Source organism: Cupriavidus sp. CuC1 (assembly GCF_044627735.1).
GTDB lineage: Bacteria > Pseudomonadota > Gammaproteobacteria > Burkholderiales > Burkholderiaceae > Cupriavidus > Cupriavidus ulmosensis.
This window is the reverse complement of the sequence record NZ_JBIUHC010000005.1, coordinates 133994-149864: the sequence shown is the minus strand read 5'-3', so window position 1 is coordinate 149864 and position 15871 is coordinate 133994. Positions and strand designations below refer to the sequence as shown.

At 65.7% G+C, this 15871-nt stretch carries 15 protein-coding genes and 3 pseudogenes; 9 read left to right on the top strand and 9 right to left on the bottom strand.

Annotation, left to right across the window (positions count from 1 at the left end; all coding sequences use genetic code 11):
* The first annotated feature begins 69 nt into the window (after positions 1-69).
* The 3 genes from ACGLHR_RS03700 (at position 70) to ACGLHR_RS03690 (ending at position 2448) form a co-directional block, all read left to right on the top strand.
* Positions 70-693, top strand: a complete 624-nt coding sequence (locus ACGLHR_RS03700) for a rhodanese-like domain-containing protein (protein ID WP_400091978.1) — start codon at positions 70-72, stop codon at positions 691-693.
* A gap of 160 nt (positions 694-853) precedes the next feature.
* Positions 854-1147, top strand: a complete 294-nt coding sequence (locus tag ACGLHR_RS03695; RefSeq protein WP_400091977.1) for a helix-turn-helix domain-containing protein — start codon at positions 854-856, stop codon at positions 1145-1147.
* The gene (locus ACGLHR_RS03690) at positions 1144-2448 is read left to right on the top strand and encodes a type II toxin-antitoxin system HipA family toxin (protein ID WP_400091975.1); all 1305 of its coding nucleotides are present in this window, start codon (positions 1144-1146) and stop codon (positions 2446-2448) included. Before ACGLHR_RS03695 ends, ACGLHR_RS03690 begins: the two co-directional genes overlap by 4 nt.
* A 24-nt stretch (positions 2449-2472) precedes the next feature.
* Here ACGLHR_RS03690 and ACGLHR_RS03685 read toward each other — a convergent pair whose 3' ends face one another.
* Complete coding sequence (locus tag ACGLHR_RS03685) at positions 2473-3189, bottom strand: SDR family NAD(P)-dependent oxidoreductase (protein WP_400091973.1); 717 nt, start codon at positions 3187-3189, stop codon at positions 2473-2475.
* Positions 3190-3415: 226 nt separating this feature from the next.
* On the opposite strand from ACGLHR_RS03685, the gene ACGLHR_RS03680 reads away from it, so the two are divergent.
* The gene (locus tag ACGLHR_RS03680) at positions 3416-5515 is read left to right on the top strand and encodes a TonB-dependent siderophore receptor (RefSeq protein ID WP_400091971.1); all 2100 of its coding nucleotides are present in this window, start codon (positions 3416-3418) and stop codon (positions 5513-5515) included.
* Between the two features lies 1 nt (position 5516).
* On the opposite strand, the gene ACGLHR_RS03675 is transcribed toward ACGLHR_RS03680, so the two are convergent.
* Entirely contained in the window at positions 5517-6413 is an 897-nt protein-coding gene (locus tag ACGLHR_RS03675) for a LysR substrate-binding domain-containing protein (RefSeq protein WP_400091970.1), read from the bottom strand.
* Between the two features lie 98 nt (positions 6414-6511).
* Here ACGLHR_RS03675 and ACGLHR_RS03670 point away from each other — a divergent pair, with 98 nt between their 5' ends.
* Together ACGLHR_RS03670 and ACGLHR_RS03665 are read left to right on the top strand one after the other, a co-directional pair.
* On the top strand, positions 6512-7048 hold the full coding sequence (locus ACGLHR_RS03670; RefSeq protein WP_400091968.1) for an NAD(P)H-dependent oxidoreductase: 537 nt from the start codon (positions 6512-6514) through the stop codon (positions 7046-7048).
* Positions 7049-7105: 57 nt separating this feature from the next.
* The gene (locus tag ACGLHR_RS03665) at positions 7106-7996 is read left to right on the top strand and encodes a DMT family transporter (RefSeq protein WP_318234994.1); all 891 of its coding nucleotides are present in this window, start codon (positions 7106-7108) and stop codon (positions 7994-7996) included.
* On the opposite strand, the gene ACGLHR_RS03660 is transcribed toward ACGLHR_RS03665, so the two are convergent.
* The gene (locus ACGLHR_RS03660) at positions 7993-8628 is read right to left on the bottom strand and encodes a GNAT family N-acetyltransferase (RefSeq protein WP_400091966.1); all 636 of its coding nucleotides are present in this window, start codon (positions 8626-8628) and stop codon (positions 7993-7995) included. The two genes, ACGLHR_RS03665 and ACGLHR_RS03660, sit on opposite strands and share 4 nt — an antisense overlap.
* An 88-nt stretch (positions 8629-8716) precedes the next feature.
* Between ACGLHR_RS03660 and ACGLHR_RS03655 the strand changes: the two genes are divergently transcribed.
* Positions 8717-9220, top strand: a complete 504-nt coding sequence (locus ACGLHR_RS03655; RefSeq protein WP_400091965.1) for a winged helix-turn-helix transcriptional regulator — start codon at positions 8717-8719, stop codon at positions 9218-9220.
* A 181-nt stretch (positions 9221-9401) separates the two neighbouring features.
* A pseudogene (locus ACGLHR_RS03650) lies at positions 9402-10089 on the top strand (GGDEF domain-containing protein).
* On the opposite strand, the gene ACGLHR_RS03645 reads toward ACGLHR_RS03650, so the two are convergent.
* On the bottom strand, positions 10070-11512 hold the full coding sequence (locus ACGLHR_RS03645) for an RNA-guided endonuclease InsQ/TnpB family protein (RefSeq protein ID WP_400091964.1): 1443 nt from the start codon (positions 11510-11512) through the stop codon (positions 10070-10072). The pseudogene ACGLHR_RS03650 and the gene ACGLHR_RS03645 overlap by 20 nt on opposite strands.
* Before the next feature lie 410 nt (positions 11513-11922).
* On the opposite strand from ACGLHR_RS03645, the gene ACGLHR_RS03640 reads away from it, so the two are divergent.
* Positions 11923-12210 (top strand): hypothetical protein, encoded by a 288-nt coding sequence (locus tag ACGLHR_RS03640; protein ID WP_400091963.1) that lies wholly within the window; start codon positions 11923-11925, stop codon positions 12208-12210.
* A 66-nt stretch (positions 12211-12276) separates the two neighbouring features.
* Here ACGLHR_RS03640 and ACGLHR_RS03635 read toward each other — a convergent pair.
* The 5 genes and pseudogenes from ACGLHR_RS03635 to ACGLHR_RS03615 all read right to left on the bottom strand — a co-directional run.
* Positions 12277-12409, bottom strand: a pseudogene (locus ACGLHR_RS03635) (DUF1993 family protein); the annotation flags it as partial.
* A 13-nt stretch (positions 12410-12422) separates the two neighbouring features.
* On the bottom strand, positions 12423-13283 hold the full coding sequence (locus ACGLHR_RS03630; protein WP_400091961.1) for a class I SAM-dependent methyltransferase: 861 nt from the start codon (positions 13281-13283) through the stop codon (positions 12423-12425).
* Positions 13284-13563: 280 nt separating this feature from the next.
* Entirely contained in the window at positions 13564-13812 is a 249-nt protein-coding gene (locus ACGLHR_RS03625; RefSeq protein ID WP_318234999.1) for a hypothetical protein, read from the bottom strand.
* A 199-nt stretch (positions 13813-14011) separates the two neighbouring features.
* Complete coding sequence (locus tag ACGLHR_RS03620; RefSeq protein ID WP_400091960.1) at positions 14012-15268, bottom strand: serine hydrolase domain-containing protein; 1257 nt, start codon at positions 15266-15268, stop codon at positions 14012-14014.
* Positions 15269-15644: 376 nt separating this feature from the next.
* Positions 15645-15814 (bottom strand): annotated as a pseudogene (locus ACGLHR_RS03615) (ATP-dependent Clp protease proteolytic subunit); the annotation flags it as partial.
* Positions 15815-15871 lie beyond the last annotated feature (57 nt).

Genomic DNA, 15871 nt, shown 5'->3' with positions numbered 1-15871 from the left:
GCCTGCTTCCAGCAATGGAAGAGACCAAACGAGGTACTACGACGACTATGCTGCATTATTTAAGACGTTGTGTTTAGTTGGCTGTACCAGCTGGGCTATGAGAGCGCGGTGCTCGCGCATGGCGTCAACGCCGCCGTCAAGGCGAGCGCGCCGCCGCGCACCCTGCCCGCCCACGCCCTGCCGGTGCTCGACGCCAGTCTGCTGCGCGCGCTGCACGCCGAAGCGCCCGACGCGCTGCGCATCGACCTGCGCGAAAGCGCCGAATACGCGCGCGGCCATGCGCAAGGCGCGGTCTGGTCGATCCGCCCGCGCCTGCCCGCCACGCTCGAGCGCCTCGGCGCCGCCCGCGACCAGCCGGTCATCCTGATTGCCAGCGAGCCGCACATTGCCAGCCTCGCCGGTCAGGATCTGCAGGCCGCTGGCTACCGGCATGTGTACCGGCTGGCGGAGGGCTACCGCACCTGGCAGGCCGCGGGCCTCCCCGAGGCCGCCGAGCCGGTGCGGCTGCCACCCGAGGCGCGCATCGATTACCTGTTCTTTGTGCACGACCGCCACGAGGGCAACAAGGACGCCGCGCGCGCCTACCTGGCCTGGGAAACCGGGCTGATTGCGCAGTGCGCGCCGGATGAGCTCGGCCGCTTCCGCATACTGGAATCCGCAGAGCAAGCGGCCGCCCGTAGCAAGGCGGCCTGATCGGGTCGACGGGCCCCGTGCTCGCTGGCTATCTTCCTTTGCGGCATGTCGCGCGCGATACTATGTCATGACATAATAAGTTGTTATAAATTATGTATTAACATAAGAGCACAAAGCCGTGTGCTATGCTATTTCATATCATTTGATCTGAAACTATGTCATGGCATCATTCTACGATCAGCTCCAGGCACGCCGCGCCGCGCGCAAATCCTCGCTGGGGGAAGTGGCCCGGCTGATCGGCATGGCGCCGTCCAACCTGATCACGGCGCTGAGCGGCCGCAGCGATGTGCGCGCCTCCACACTCGAAGCCGTGGGCGCCGCGCTCGATGCGGAATGGGTGCTGGTGCCACGCGAGCACCTGCTCGCCGTCAAGCGCCTGATCGAGGGCAAGGACAGCGGGCCGGACCGCGAGGCCAAGACCTCGGTGGAAATGTTCCTGGAACAGGCATCATGAGCGCCGGGCTGCGCCCCCGCTACCTGGAAGTGCACCTGCACGGCGTGCTGTGCGGCCACCTCTGCGAGGTCGAGCGCACCTGCCGCTTCGTGCCGGCAGAAGCCTTTCGCGGCGACCCGCTGCGGCCCACGCTCAGCCTGTCGCTGACTTTCCCCGGCAACGACACGCTGACCGCCGCGGTGCTGTCCAACCCCTTCCATCCCGCGCTGTACAACACCAACGCGGCGCTGCCGCCCTACTTCGCCGGACTGCTGCCCGAGAGCGAGTTGCGCAAGCGCCTGGAAGCCACTCGCCACAGCCCAGAAGACCGCGACGATTTCGGCATCCTGGCCGCTGCCGGCGACGACCTGCCGGGCGCGGTGGTGGTGCGTCCCGCGCCCATCGACGCCTTGCCCGAGCACGTGCGCACCGTCGGCGTGACGGGCGGCGCGGACAACCTGGAAATTGCCGTGATCGAAGGCGCCACCGAAGGCGCGGCCTCGGTCTCGGGCGTTCAGAACAAGCTCGCGCTGTCCACCGCGCATGCCGGCAAGCGCTACACCCTGCCCACCCACGGGCACCTCTCCGACCTGATCGCCAAGCTGCCCGCACGCAACGACGACAGCCAGGTCTTCAACGAATACGTCTCGATGCAACTGGCGCAGGCCGCCGGCGTAGCGGTGGCGCCATGCCGGCCCGTGCCGCTTGCCGCCATCGAAGTGGAAGGCCTGGCCGATGCCCTGGGCGCCGACCTGCAGTTCCTCGCCGTGGACCGCTTCGACCGCGAGCCCGGCGGGCGCGTGCATGCCGAGGACGGCTGCCAGTTGCTCACCCGCATGCCCAACCGCAAGTACGCCGGCCACAACGCCTACGTCGCCCTGGTGCAACTGCTGGAGCGCCTCAGCGTGCGCGGCATCGAAGACGTGCGGCAGTTTTTTATCCGCCAAGCCGTCAACACACTGCTGGGCAACAGCGACGCCCACCTGAAGAATTTCTCCTTCCTGTACCGCAACGGCATCGCACCCGAGCTCTCGCCCGCCTACGACATCGTCAGCGTGGCCGCCCTGCCGGGCTTTGCCGGCTTCGGCCAGAACGTGGCCATCGACCGCCAGCAGCGCGAGCAAACCCTGCAGACCTACCGCGAATTCGCGCGCGAGGCCAGGATCGCCGAGCGCATCGCCACCGCTGCCGTGAAAGACGCCGTGGCGATGGCACACGAGCGCTGGCCAGCATTGCTGGAGCAACTGCCGGCGCCAGCGGGCATGCGGGCCATCGTGCTGGAGCGGCTGGCGACGTTGCCGCTGGCGCGGCGCAAGGCATAACTCAACGCCACTCAACTCCCCCACTCAACTCAGCCCATCCAGCACCACGTGCTGCCCATGGATGGCCTGCGCCGCGTCCGAGGCCAGGAAGGCGATGGCGCGCGCCGCCGCCGAGGTCGAGACCCAGCCGGACGGATCGGCGGCCGGCATGGCCTGGCGGTTGGCATGGGTGTCGAGCGTACCCGGCGCGACGCTGTTGACGTTGATGCCAGCCCTGCGCACCTCATGCGACAGGCTCTCCACCAGACGCTGCAACGCGCTCTTTGACGCGCAGTAGGCGCCCATTGCGGCGCCGCCGCTAGCGGCGCCACGCGCGGTCACAGCCACGACCTTGCCGGCGCCCTGCGCGAGCATGGCGGGCACCAGATACTGCGTGACCGCCACCAGCGACCAGGCGTTCAGATCCATCATCCGCATCCAGGACTCGCGGCTGAGCGCATGCACGGGCTCGCCCATCTCGAAGCCGCCGGCCACGTGCACCAGCACATCCACGCCGCCGAAGGCGTCAAGGATGCTGCGCGCCGCCACGGCCATGCTGTCCGTCGAGGTCACGTCCGCTGCCAGCAACAGATGCCAGCCCGCGGCCTCGGGTATCGGCGCATGCGCGCGCAGGACTTCCACGTCCCGGTCGATCAGGGCCAGCCGTGCCCCCTCGTCCGCGAACGCCTGGGTGACGGCGCGGCCCAGCGCGCCACCGGCGCCTGTGATCACGATGCGGCGCGGGGATGCTGACGATTCCATGGTGTTCTCCGGTTCCAGTCTCCTAGTCACCATAGTCTGCCGGGCACGAGCTGGAAAGCAAGGTGGTAGGTCACGTGCTAAGTCACGTAGTAAGTCAGGTGGAAGCCGGCGCTACGCTTTCCGAGTGACCGCGCCCGAGCAGACCCTGTCGAGATTGTTGCAAAACTATCACAAACGATAATCATTATCATTTACAATCCGGCGCTTTCAGCACTCTCGCCGCGCCATGCTCACCCGCCAACTGATTGCCCCGGTCACCCTGGGCTGCCTGCTCTCCCCCGCCTTGGCCCAGACCGCCCCGGACGCCGAGACCACCTTGCCGTCCGTCACGGTCAGCGCCGCCGAAGATCCCCGCGCCGACACCGGCTTTGCCACGCGCCGCGCGGCTGGCGTGACCAAGTCCGGCACGTCCGCGGCAGACAGCGCGCAGTCCATCACCGTGATCACGCGCGACCTGATGGACAGCCAGCAGGCGCAAACCCTTGGCGACGCGCTGGCCAATTCCGCCGGCGTGGTCACCAATGTCTACGGCCGGCGCGGCTGGGACGACTTCATCATCCGCGGCCAGCGCGCCTCCGAATCCGTCTTTGTCGATGGCCTGCTGGTCGAGTCCAACAACCGCGTGGCGCAAGAGCTGTTCGGCGCGGAGCGCGTGGAAGTGCTCAAGGGCCCGGCCTCGGTGCTGTTCGGCAAGGTGCAGCCGGGCGGCATGGTGAATATCGTCAGCAAGCACCCCAAGCCGGAACTGTTTGGCGAGCTTGGGCTCACGGTGGGCAACTACGGCCTGCGCCAGGTCACGGCGGATGTCGGCACGCCGCTGTCGAAGAACGGCAAGGCGGCGCTACGCGTAAACGCCCTGGCAATGAACAGCGATGACGCGACCGACTACGTGTATTACCGCAACCGCTATATCGCGCCGTCGCTGTCTCTGGACCTGGGCGCGCGTACCGACCTGACCCTGCTGGCCAGCCACAACGAGCGGCAATACGTGCGCCAGCAAGGCCTGCCCGTGAATGGCACCCTGAGCGCCAATCGCAACGGCACCCTGCCCAACAGCCGCTTTACCGGCGAGCCGGGCCTGGCGCCGTACGACGGTGAGCAGAACCGGCTGGGCTATGCGCTGACCCACCGCTTCGATTCCGGCTGGACGCTGAACCAGAATTTCCGCTGGCAGACGCTGTCGCTGGCCGGCACGCTGATCGCGGGCGGGACCATGGCCGTCAACAGCCAGTTGCTCAACCGCAGCGGCACGCAGCAGGATTTCTCCGGCACCACCATCGGCGTGGATACCAACCTGCAGCGGCGCTTCGAGATCGCGGGGCAGCAGCATGAGATCACGCTCGGCGTGGACTACAACCGCAGCAACGAGAGCCGCCTGCAGCGCACCTGCCGCGTCGCGGCGCTGAACGTCTACAACCCGGTCTATGGCGCGACCGTGAACTGCCCCAGCGCCTACAGCCTGAGCCAGGAAGACAACGTCAGCACGCTGGGTTTCTACGCACGCGACCAGGTGCGGTTTGCCGAGCGCTGGCTGCTCACCGCCGGCCTGCGCCATGACACGGCACGCACGAGCACCACCGACCGCCTGCTTGCCGCGCGCACGGAAGACACCGCGCGGGCCGTCACCGGCAGTGCCGGCCTGATGTTCGACCTGACCAGCTGGGCACGCCCCTATGTCAGCTACGCGACCTCGTTCCTGCCCAACAGCGGCACCGACGTCAACGGGGGCACCTTCAAGCCCGAGACGGGGCGCCAGGCTGAGGTTGGCATCAAGTTCGACCTGCCCAGCAAGAGCGGCCTGCTGACGCTGTCCGCCTTCGACCTGACGCGGCGTAACGTGCTGAGCTCGGACCCGGTCAATACCGGCTTCAGCATTGCCACGGGCGAACAGCGCACGCGCGGGCTGGAGGCAGAGTTGACGGCGGATCTTGGCGGCGGCTGGAGCCTGGCCGGCGCCTATGCCTATATTGCCAGCGAGGTCACGGAAGACACCGTTGCCGCCAACGTGGGCAAGCCGCTCAACAACGTGCCCCGGCACAGCGTCTCGCTGTGGGGCACCAAGCATTTCCGCGGGCCGCTGGCGGGCTGGTACGCCGGCGCCGGCATGCGCGCGGAGAGCGCCAAGCGCGGCTACACCTTCAACTACACGGTGCCCGGCTACGCGGTGGCAGACCTTGGCGTGGGCTATGTGGCATCGCACTGGAAGGCCGCGCTCAACGTCAAGAACGTGTTCGACAAGGCGTACTACGCTGGCGGCCTGAGCAACAACATCGTGCCGGTGGGCAATCCCCGCACGGTCATGCTGAACGTGGCGCTCAACTACTAAGCTACGCCGCCAGCAGGCCCTCGATCAGGCCCGCCACATGCCGCACGGCCACATCGTCGTCGCGGCGGACATGCCAGGCAAGGTGGAGGGAAAAGCCCTCCACCGCCACCGGCGGCGCGAAGGTCGCCAGGGCCTGCGCCGGATCCTCGGGCAGGCAGCGGCTGGGCAGCATGGCGATCAGGTCGGAATCGGCCAGCAGCGGCGGCACCATCATGAAGCTCGGCACCACCATACCGACGCGCCGCGCCAGGCCCAGCCCGGCCAGTGCATCGTCCAGCGGCCCTTGGATGTCGCCACGGCCGGATACCAGCACATGCGGATAATCCAGCCAACGCGCCAGCGTGAAATCCCTGGAGGCGGGATGCCCCCGCCGCATGGCCACCACATAGTGCTCGCGCAATAGCGGCCGCCGCCGGAAATCCAAGCCCGGCGCCGGGAACACCGATACCGCCAGATCGCTGTCGCCGCGCGCCAGCGCATCGAGCGCGGCGTCGGCGCCTTGCCAGGGCTGGAGCACCAGGTTCAGGCCCGGCGCGCTAGCGGCCAGTTGCCGGTGCAACTGCCGCGCCACCAGCACGGCGGGGTGATCGGCCATCCGCACCCGCACCGTCTGCGACAAGCTCGCCAGGTCCACTTCGGGCGCACCAATCACCGCCGCAACCGAGGCCAGCGCCAGCTTCAGCGGCGCGCGCAGGGCCTGCGCCTTCGGCGTGAGCTGCATGCCGCCAGGCGCGCGCTCCAGCAGGCGATCCTTGAACAGGTGGCGGCACCGCTCCAGCGCACTGGAGGCTGCCGGCTGGGACAGCCCGACGCGCTGCGCGGCCCGCGAAACGTGGGCCTCGTCGAGCAAGGCGTCCAGCACCGTCAGCAGGTTGAGGTCGATCGCACGTAAATTCATGAAATGGATAATAGAACATACAAACTATCCATTGGAGTAATTTAATGTGAAACGGCATTCTTGAGACATCACCACGGCACTACCAACTGGAGCCCATCATGTCCAAGACCCTGATCCTGCTGTTCCATCCCCGGTTCGACCAATCCAAGGCCAATCGCGCCCTGTGCCGTGCGGCCAGTGCGCTGCCCGGCGTGGAGATCGCCAACCTCTACGCCCTCTATCCGGACGGCGCCATCGATGTGGACGCCGAAGTCCGCCGGCTGCTTGGCGCGGACCGCATCGTTTTCCAGTTCCCGCTCCAGTGGTACGCCACGCCCGCCCTGCTCAAGGCCTGGCAGGACGCCGTGCTGACCCGCATGTTCTATATCGCCTATGAGACTGAAGGCCGCGCGCTGGAAGGCAAGCCCATGCTGGTAGCCGCCACCGCGGGCAATGTGCCGCAAGCCTACGGACCGGGCGGCGTCAATCTGTTCCCGCTTGCCGAGTTGCTGCGCCCCTTGCAGGCCACCGCCAACCGATGCGGCCTGCCCTGGTCCGAGCCCTTCCTGCTCTTCGAGGCGGGCAAGCTGGACGACCACGCGCTGGCTGCCGCGGGGGAACGCTACGCTGTGCGCTTGCAGCACATCGCGGCCTAGCCAGCCGGGCCAGGATCGTTCAAGATTCGGGCTCGCAGAATCGCCTGAGAGTCGCAATTGCCGCTGAATCGCCTGAAACAGAGTGCCACCCTGATTGCCGTGCTGGCATTGATCGGTTCGATGGCTTCGCTTTGCATCGGCACCTCGTTTGCCAAGAGCCTGTTTGCCGAGGTTGGCGCCCAGGGCACCACGGCGCTGCGGGTGAGCTTTTCGGCGTTGATCCTGCTGTGCGTGTGGCGGCCCTGGCGGATGCCGCTAAGCCTGGCCAACGCCCGCGTGATCGCGCTTTACGGCGCGGCGCTGGGCGCCACCAACCTGCTGTTCTATATGTCGCTGCGCACCGTCCCGCTCGGGCTGGCGATTGCCATCGAGTTCACCGGGCCGCTGGCGGTAGCCGTGTCGTCGTCACGGCGGGCCATCGACTTCCTCTGGATTGCGTTTGCGGTGGCAGGCTTGCTGTTGCTGTTGCCGCTCGGGGAGAACGTTGCCACGCTCGATCCCGTGGGCATCGGCTACGCGCTGGCGGCAGGCGTGGGCTGGGCGCTGTACATCATCTTCGGGCAGATGGCAGGCAACGCGCACGGCGGGCAAGCTACCTCGCTCGGGCTGACCATGGCATCGCTGGTGGTGCTGCCCTTCGGGCTGGCGCATGCCGGCACGGCCATGTTCAGCCCGTCGCTGCTCGTGGCGGGGCTGGCGGTTGGACTGCTTTCCAGCGCCATTCCCTATTCGCTGGAGATGGTGGCGCTCAAGCGGCTGCCGCGCCGCACCTTCGGCATCCTGCTGAGCATGGAACCCGCCATGGGCGCGCTGGCCGGGCTCGCGTTCCTGCACGAGACGCTGAATACGCAGCAATGGCTGGCGATTGCCAGCATCATCACCGCGTCGGTTGGATGCACGATGACGGCCGGATCGCGCAAGCGCGCAGCCGCCAAGGCCAAGGCCTAGGCAGCCGACAGCCGCGCCGCGACTGGCTGCGCGCGATTGCCGGCCAGCCCGCCCAACACCAGGTTCACCTCATACAGCAGGTTGTCCTCCGGGTTGCGCCGGGTGGAGAAACCGAACTCCCGCATCAGCGCCAGCATGCGGCGGTTCTCGCTCAGCACATCGCCGCGCAGCCGATGCAGCCCGGCGCCCGCCGCCGCGTCGCGCAGGCGCTGGATCAGCCTGCGGCCGATGCCCTTGCCCTGCCAGTCGTCGGCCACCGCCACGGCGAACTCGCCGACCTCACCGTCCTCGCCACGCGTCACCACGTAGTTGCCGTTGGCGACGATCATCGGCAGCCCATCCACTTCCGCCGTGACCACCAGCGCCAGGCCGGCGTCGCTCTCGATAAACAGGTCAATCACCGCGTCGGACACGCGCCCGCCAGTCAGGAAGCGGTAATAGCGGCTCTCGCGCGACAGCGCCTGGACAAACGCCCGCTCCCTTTCGGCATCGGCCGCCCGCACGGCGCGCACGACTACCCGCTCGCCACCGCTCAGTTGCCAGGTCTCGGCGCATTCCGGGCAAGCAGCACGCCAGCCACTGCCGGTCTGGCGGCCTTGGCCGGCTAGGCTGAGGTGATCCGAGGGCTGCATGTCCGACTCCTGACTTCATATTTCGTAGTCAGAAGTATAGGCTATACCCTGACTTTTGCAAATGAAGTTAGCCTGCTATGCTGAATCCATGGATCTGACCACCCAAGAACTCCGCAACTGCTCGATTGCCGCGACTCTCTCGCTGATTGGCGAGAAGTGGACGATCCTGATCCTGCGCGACGTTTTTCACGGCATCCGGCGCTTTGACGAATTCCTGGAGCGGCTGCAGTGCTCCCCCGCCGTGTTGTCGGCTCGGCTCAAGACACTGACCGAGGCCGGCATCCTGCGCAAGGTGAGCTATCGGGAACCGGGCGAGCGGGAACGTTTTGAGTACCGGCCGACGCGCGCTGCCGTGGAGCTGCTGCCCGTCGTCGTCGGCCTGATGCAATGGGGCGACCGCCACCTGGCGGCCAGCGGGAAAGGGCCGGTAGAGCTGCTCACGTGCACTGAGGGCCGCCAGGTGCGCGCCGCGCTGGTGGACGACGCGGATCAGCTCGTCCGGCCCAATGACATCGAGATTTCCCGCGTGAGCCGGTATGTGGAGCCCGCGGCGGATGGAGAATCCCCGAAGACGCCAGCCGCGCAAGTGTAGGCAGGCGCCAGGCGCCGGGAAAGTATCTCGGGCAGCCGCGCGGTCATTCGACCCCATGCGATCAGTTGCCATCCATCCGGCCGGCGGGCTGTCGCCAATCACCGATCACTGAATTCCGGTCCTTCAGGAATCGGTGCGCGCTGCCGTTGATACAACAAGTATCACTCCAGTGACCGCCAGCATAACGAGCCACGACAACCCGGATATCACACTACGGGCCGCGTTCTTGCGGCACAAAGAATCCCTCGCCCCGCCGAACCGCGTGTTCGGCGACGACGACAGCGCGGTCTACCGGACCCTGCTGGAATCGACCAAGGTCATCCCCTGGAAAATCGACTGGGCGACTATGGAATTCGCATATATCGGCCCACAGACCGAAGCGCTGCTGGGCTGAATCCGGCAAACCGCTGTCGCTGATCATGATCGATATCGATTTCTTCAAGTCGTACAACGACTACTACGGCCACCTGCAGGGCGACGAATGTCTGAAGCGGTTCGCCCGCCTGCTGGGCGAAGTGGCCGGCCCCGACAATTTTCTCGGCCGCTTCGGCGGCGAGGAATTCATGCTGGTGTTGGCCGACACCGATGCGCAAAGCGCCGTGAAAATCGCCGAACGGTGCCGCGCTCAGATTGCGGAAGAAGCGATTGCGCACGTGCGCTCGCCGTACAACCAGTGCGTGACGGCCAGCTTCGGTGGCGGCACGATCGTGCCGACCGAACGAGTGGACTCGACCGCGTTCATCAACCTGATCGACGCGCAGTTGTATCACGCCAAGGACAATGGCCGCAACCGCATCGCCGCCGTCGATCGCACCGGTATGCAGGGGGAGTCCATGAATACTCCCACCGCTAAAGCCTTCGGCTTGTAGCGGGGGTTTCCGGGTTCGGCGACTCATGCACCGTGCGGTTGCCCGCCCGGTGTCTTACTCGAGTCTCCCCCGGCGTAGAGGTCCCTTCGGACCTCGGTTCGGAGCATCCCGCCCCTACCTTGTTTCTGAGGCGCATCGTCTTCTTCTTGCCCTTGGCCGAGAGCTCGCCCGACCGGACCAGGGCCACGCCACGATCGCGAATCACCTCGCTCGCATTGTGGTCGGCGTTGGCACGGAAGTCGCAGCGTTGGCAGACAAACACGGCCTGCGACGGCCGGTTGTCCGGGTGGGTGTGGCCGCACTGGCTACACTCCTGCGAACTGTGATGCGGCGGCACGGTGACGACGAGCTTGTTTCGTCGCAGCGCCTTGTATTGTGCGAGCGTGAGCGTCCTGCCCCAGGCGCTCGCCAGAATCTTGCTGTTGAGTCCCGCCTTGGCGCGAGCCTGGTTCTTGAGCCACTTGCCCGACTCGTCCCGCTTGGCCTTTGGCAGTGCGCTCATCGCCTTGACGCGCAGATTTTCGAACACCACCAGCCGCGTTTCCTCGCCTGTTACCAGACGGTAACTGGTCTGATGCGCGAAGTCCTGCCGCACGTTCTTGGCATAGTGTTGGCACCGCGCGGCGCGGTACTTGGCCTTGCGCCATCCCGATGAGCCTTTGGTCCGGCGTGCCATCCGGCGCTGCCAGCGCTGGCGGGCGCGCGCCTGCTTTTCCATCCGTTGCTGCTGGGCGCGGCTCAGGGCGGCTGTCTGCCCGGTGCTAGCGTACACGGGCACCGTTGTGCCACGATCCACGCCTACCGCCGCGGCGCGCAGATCGGCTTCGGACCAGGTCGCCAGCTCCGCTGCGATCTCTTCCTGCGTCACCGCCGGCAGCCCATCGTCGACGCTGAAGCCGACGTACCATCGCCCGGCGTCGACCGTCAGCGTGATGCTAGCCGGCATCGTGTGAGGCCGGTGAGCGGTGTAGGGGATGCCGCCCACCGGGAACTTGCCCTTGCCGACGTGCAGGCGATAGCGTGTCTCGCCGGTCGGCGTGTCGGCAATCGGTTGGAACGAGAACAGCTCGCTCGTGAGCCAGATCGATTGTGGGCCGCTCCTGCACTGAATCGTTGGACGTCCACCCAGCTTCTGGAAGAACCGGCTGTACGCCTGCTTCCAGCGTACCGCGCCATTGCGCAGCACCTGTGATGGGACTTCGGACAGCCAGGGCGTTAGCTCCGCGTTCTTGTAACGCGCGTATTCCTGGTCAATCGGAGGATGTTGCCCCACCAAGGCCAGCGCCTTGCGCTGGAATGCCCGGTAATATCGATCCTCACCAACTTTCGCGTTGTAAACGAAGCGCTGGCAGCCAATCCAGCGCAGCAGAATGGTTTGCTGCGCTGGCGTAGGGTAACAGCGGAATCGGTAGCCGGTTTGCATGCGACAACTTTAACACCAGAAAAGCCGCCCGCAACCATAGCTTGGCGCAAAGGCAGCCTCGCGGCTGCCGCCGACTTGACCCCCTCCTGAGCCTACCGGCCCTAAGGGGAATGCGTCGGCAAAGGATTGTTCAAGTTGCATTCGCGCTGATTTTCGGCTTTCTGGCGGGACTCACGCCGGGCTTCAGTACTGATGTACGTTTGGTGTGGTCAAACGGAAAGCGCGTCGCCGGCAGCCCTGACAAAGCGTGGTTTGGTTTGGCTGGTGGTGCCCAAGGTGACGAGCACATGACGGGCATTAACAATTGATTACAACCGGGGGGATCCAGTCGCTTTATGCTCCCCGAGCCCAAAGGACTGCGGCAGACAATACAGTGGCATGCCGTACTACACGAAAAGCAGGAAAATCGCATGAACAAGATCTTCTCGTTTCCCCTGATGGCAATTGCCATGCTGGCGGCGACCTCGGGAGCCGCCCAGGCGCAGCACGTTGTCGGGGGGATGGGCGAGGAAGTCAGGATCGGCGCTTTCGGTGGCCGTGCGGATAATTACGTGGGCAGCCGCGGCCTGCCCGACAGCCATGGGCTTAATGCGGCAGGCCGGGACAGGGTACGCACGCGAGCCATCGACCGACACGGAGCGCCCGCCACTAATGCGCGCGGCAAGGTGCCTACACTTCCTGGCAGACATTTGCCATAGGCAACGGAGGCGCCATGATGTCCAGCTGATGCCCTTGAGCAGACATTCGCCAATGGCTTTATGGAATCAGCATTTCGGCATCGCTTCGGGGCGGATGTACGTGAACATGTTGCGAGATGTAGACCGCCTTGCCGAGTTCGACACCGCGGTTACGGAGAATGGCGTACGCGGTATTCACGTGAAAGTAGAACTGAGGCAGCGTGCGCGGGCAGCTATGTATTTGCCACCAGCAGTTCCTCCGCATTGTTTGGCGGGCGCAGGTCATCTGTCCTGCCCGCGAAGTAGCGTCGGGCAAGATCGGCCGCCGAGACGTGCCGTGCTTCTCCAAAGCCAGCTTCGCGGGCCAGCGCCAGGATCTCCGGCGGGGTGAAGAAACTGAGGAAAGGGGTCCCGCTTGCCCGCGCCCCCTTCTCCGCCATCTCAAGCCCGGGACGTACCTCGGGGTCCGCCAGCGCCAGCGGGAGCAGGAACGTCATGGCGAGCGTCGATCCCGGGGCGAGGGCCGCAACCTGGCGCAGCGTGGCCGCGTTCGCATCCTTGGTGAGGTACATGCTGACGCCCGTGGAGACCACGATTGCCGGCTTGCTGTCATCGAAGCCCGCAGCCACGAGCCCGTCCCGCCAGGCCCCCCTCGCCTCGAAATCGACCGGCACGAAACGCAGCCAGTCCGGCACGCCGAAGCCGAGCTCGATCAGGCGCTGACGCTTCCATGCCTGAGGACCTGACTGGTCGATCTCGAACACCCTGAGGCGGGACGCCATCTCCGGCCTGCGCTGCGCGAAGCTGTCAAGGCCGGCGCCGAGGATGACATACTGGCTAACCCCGCGGCCGGCCTGTTCCACGACCAGGTCCTCAATGAAGCGAGCACGAGCCACGATCGAGGCGCGGAAGGGACGCGTGAACTGCGGGTCCATATCCCCGCGGCGGCGCCAGTCCTTGTCCGGGGCCAGCAGCTTTAGGCCGATTTCGTCTTCCAGCACATGCGGCGGGGAGTCGGCCTCGACATGCAGAGCGCGCCACAAGGCGACTCGCGCTGCTGTGCTGTCTGGCGCTACATCTCGCTTGTCGTTCATGACTTTGAACCCTCATTGTTCGTCTTGGCCTGAAGCTGACCAAGCGCGATAGCACGATAGCGCGAAGGCTTAAACCGTTCGAAGCGCCTGGCAAGATCGTTGCCCCAAAGGCAGCGGCAGTGGTGCATCAACCAGTACCCCCGCCGAAACAGGCTTGCAGGAGAAAGGGCTTCCGACCGGCTGCCAATGGCTAAATCCATCTTTGTCACGTCTGCGTTAGGCCAGTCCTGCGACCGTTGATCGCAGGGTGGACAACGCTTGCCACGACTTTTTCCGACGCCTATTCGTGCCCTGTCACGAACTTCTTTGTCGCGTGATAGCCATGCCTTGTTTCATCAGCTACGGCATGGCCGGCCGTCTTCGCACCGCGGCCAACCGCGTGCGCGGCATCGCGCACAGCATGCCCGGTCTTCTTCCCTGCCGTCTTGACGTCGTTCTTGAACTCGTGGGCACCCGTAGCCAGGCTCGCATGTGCCAGCGAGCTGAGGGCGGCCAGCATGAACGCAATGATCAAAGTTCTCGTCTTCATCTTTCCAATTTCAGATTCTTGGTGCGCCTGGCAGGCAGTCGGCCAGTGCGTGGCGGCTTTGCTTTTGCCGCTGCACCATCAGAAAACCGATTGCATACCTTGCGCGGGGGCGCATTCTCACAAGCGTGCATTTTAAGCTTGCCCGAGACCGGACATCCGAATTCAGGCTCGACATCGTGTGTAACGGCTCGCCGGGCGCTTAGCGGGCAGCGGCGCCCGGCTCTGTGATCGCGCTGTAGACCAGCGTGCGCAGTTGGCGGCGCACCGGGTAGGCGGACGAGGGCAAGAGCTGGGTCAGGAACAGTCCGATCAGGTCCTCCTGCGGATCGACCCAGAAGAAGGTGCTGGCCGCACCGCCCCAGAAGAAGTCCCCAGCGCTGCCGGGAATCAGCGTGGTCGCCGGCGCCACCGTGGTGGCGAAGCCGAGCCCGAAGCCGACGCCATCGTAGGTGGCCTCACTGAACATCGAGCGCGACATGCGCGGCAGGTCCACCCCGCCCGGCAGATGGTTGGTGGTCATCAGCGCCAGCGTCTTCGGCCCCAGCAGGCGCACCCCGTCAAGCTCGCCGCCTTGTCGCAACATGCGCGCGAAGCGCATGTAGTCAGCAGCGGTGGACACCAGGCCGCCGCCGCCCGAGATGAAGCTGGGCGGCTTCAGGTAGGGGCTGGTGCGAGGATCGTCCTGCAGGACCGGTCCGCCCGTGGATACCACCTTCGAACCGAGCGCTCCCACGGAGTAGCAGGCACAGAAGCGCGACGCCTTCTCTTCCGGCACGTAGAAAGCGGTGTCGACCATGCCAAGCGGATCGAATATCCGTTCCTTCAGGAAGGTCTCGAAAGGGATCCCGCTGACCTTGCCGACGAGGTAGCCCAGCACGTCGGTGGAGACGGAGTAATTCCAGGCCTCGCCCGGCGAGAACTCGAGCGGCAGCTTGGCCAGCTTCTCGATCATATCGTCCAGCGTGCCGTCGGTGGCGAGCTCGCCCAGTTTCAGCTTGCGGTAAGCCGCGTCGACGTTGCTGTTCTGCTGGAAACCATAGGTCAGACCGGAGGTGTGGCGCAGCAGGTCGACCACGAGCATCGGGCGTGCAGCCGGGCGCGTCTGGAAGCTTTCCATGAAGCCCCCGGCGTAGACGCCCAGGTTTTCCCATGCCGGGATGTGCTTGCTGATCGGATCGTCCAGAGCGATCTTGCATTCCTCGACCAGCATCATGACCGCCACCGATGTGACCGGCTTTGTCATCGAGTAGATACGGAAGATCGAATCCTCGGCCAATGGAACCTGCCGCTCTCGGTCGGCCAGGCCCAGCACCGAGTTCAGGGCCAGTTCGCCGCGCCGCCACACCTGGATGAGGGCGCCGGGCAGCTTGCCGGTCGCGATATAGGTTTCGTCGACGAAACGTTCGACCCGCCCGAGCCGCTCCCGGGACATCCCCTGTGTTTCCCTGCCTTGCATATTCCTCCTCCTTGTTATTGCCTTCACGCCCGCGCCGCCGGCGCTGGCCTCGCGCTGTACCGCCCTGGTGCGCGCGGCGATCCCGGCCGCGCCCGCCGTGCCCGCGCCCAAGAGGGCCGTGGGTGGAATACGGGCTCGCCGGCCGAAAATGCCGCCTTGGCTCCGCCCGCACCCCGCCATCATGACATCTGTGGCCCCCGCTCGCCAGGGCGGCGCGATCACCAGCGTCAGGCGCCGCCGTCGCGCACGCTCCAGGCATACAGCCGACATACAACAGTGGCGTCTTGACCGTCCGCTCATCGGTGCGGGTTCAACCGGTGGATGCAACACGCCTCCTGCTCGCGCAAGGTGCCAGGGGGCCGTCACTGCGGTGCGCGGCTTCCAGGAAAAGGAGCTGCGCGCAGGCTAATGCGGATACCGTATCGTTGACCTCAACGTTCAGGAAAACGATTCGCTCGCGCAGAAGCCGCGAAAGATGTCGAAGGACCGTTCTCCCCGGCTGGATTGTTCGACGACCATAGGGACGAGTTGCATCGCTTCGCGCATGGGCGAACTCCTGTCTTCTAGTTTTGCTGTTGTTGGCTCGAGGCGTCAGGCGGCGCG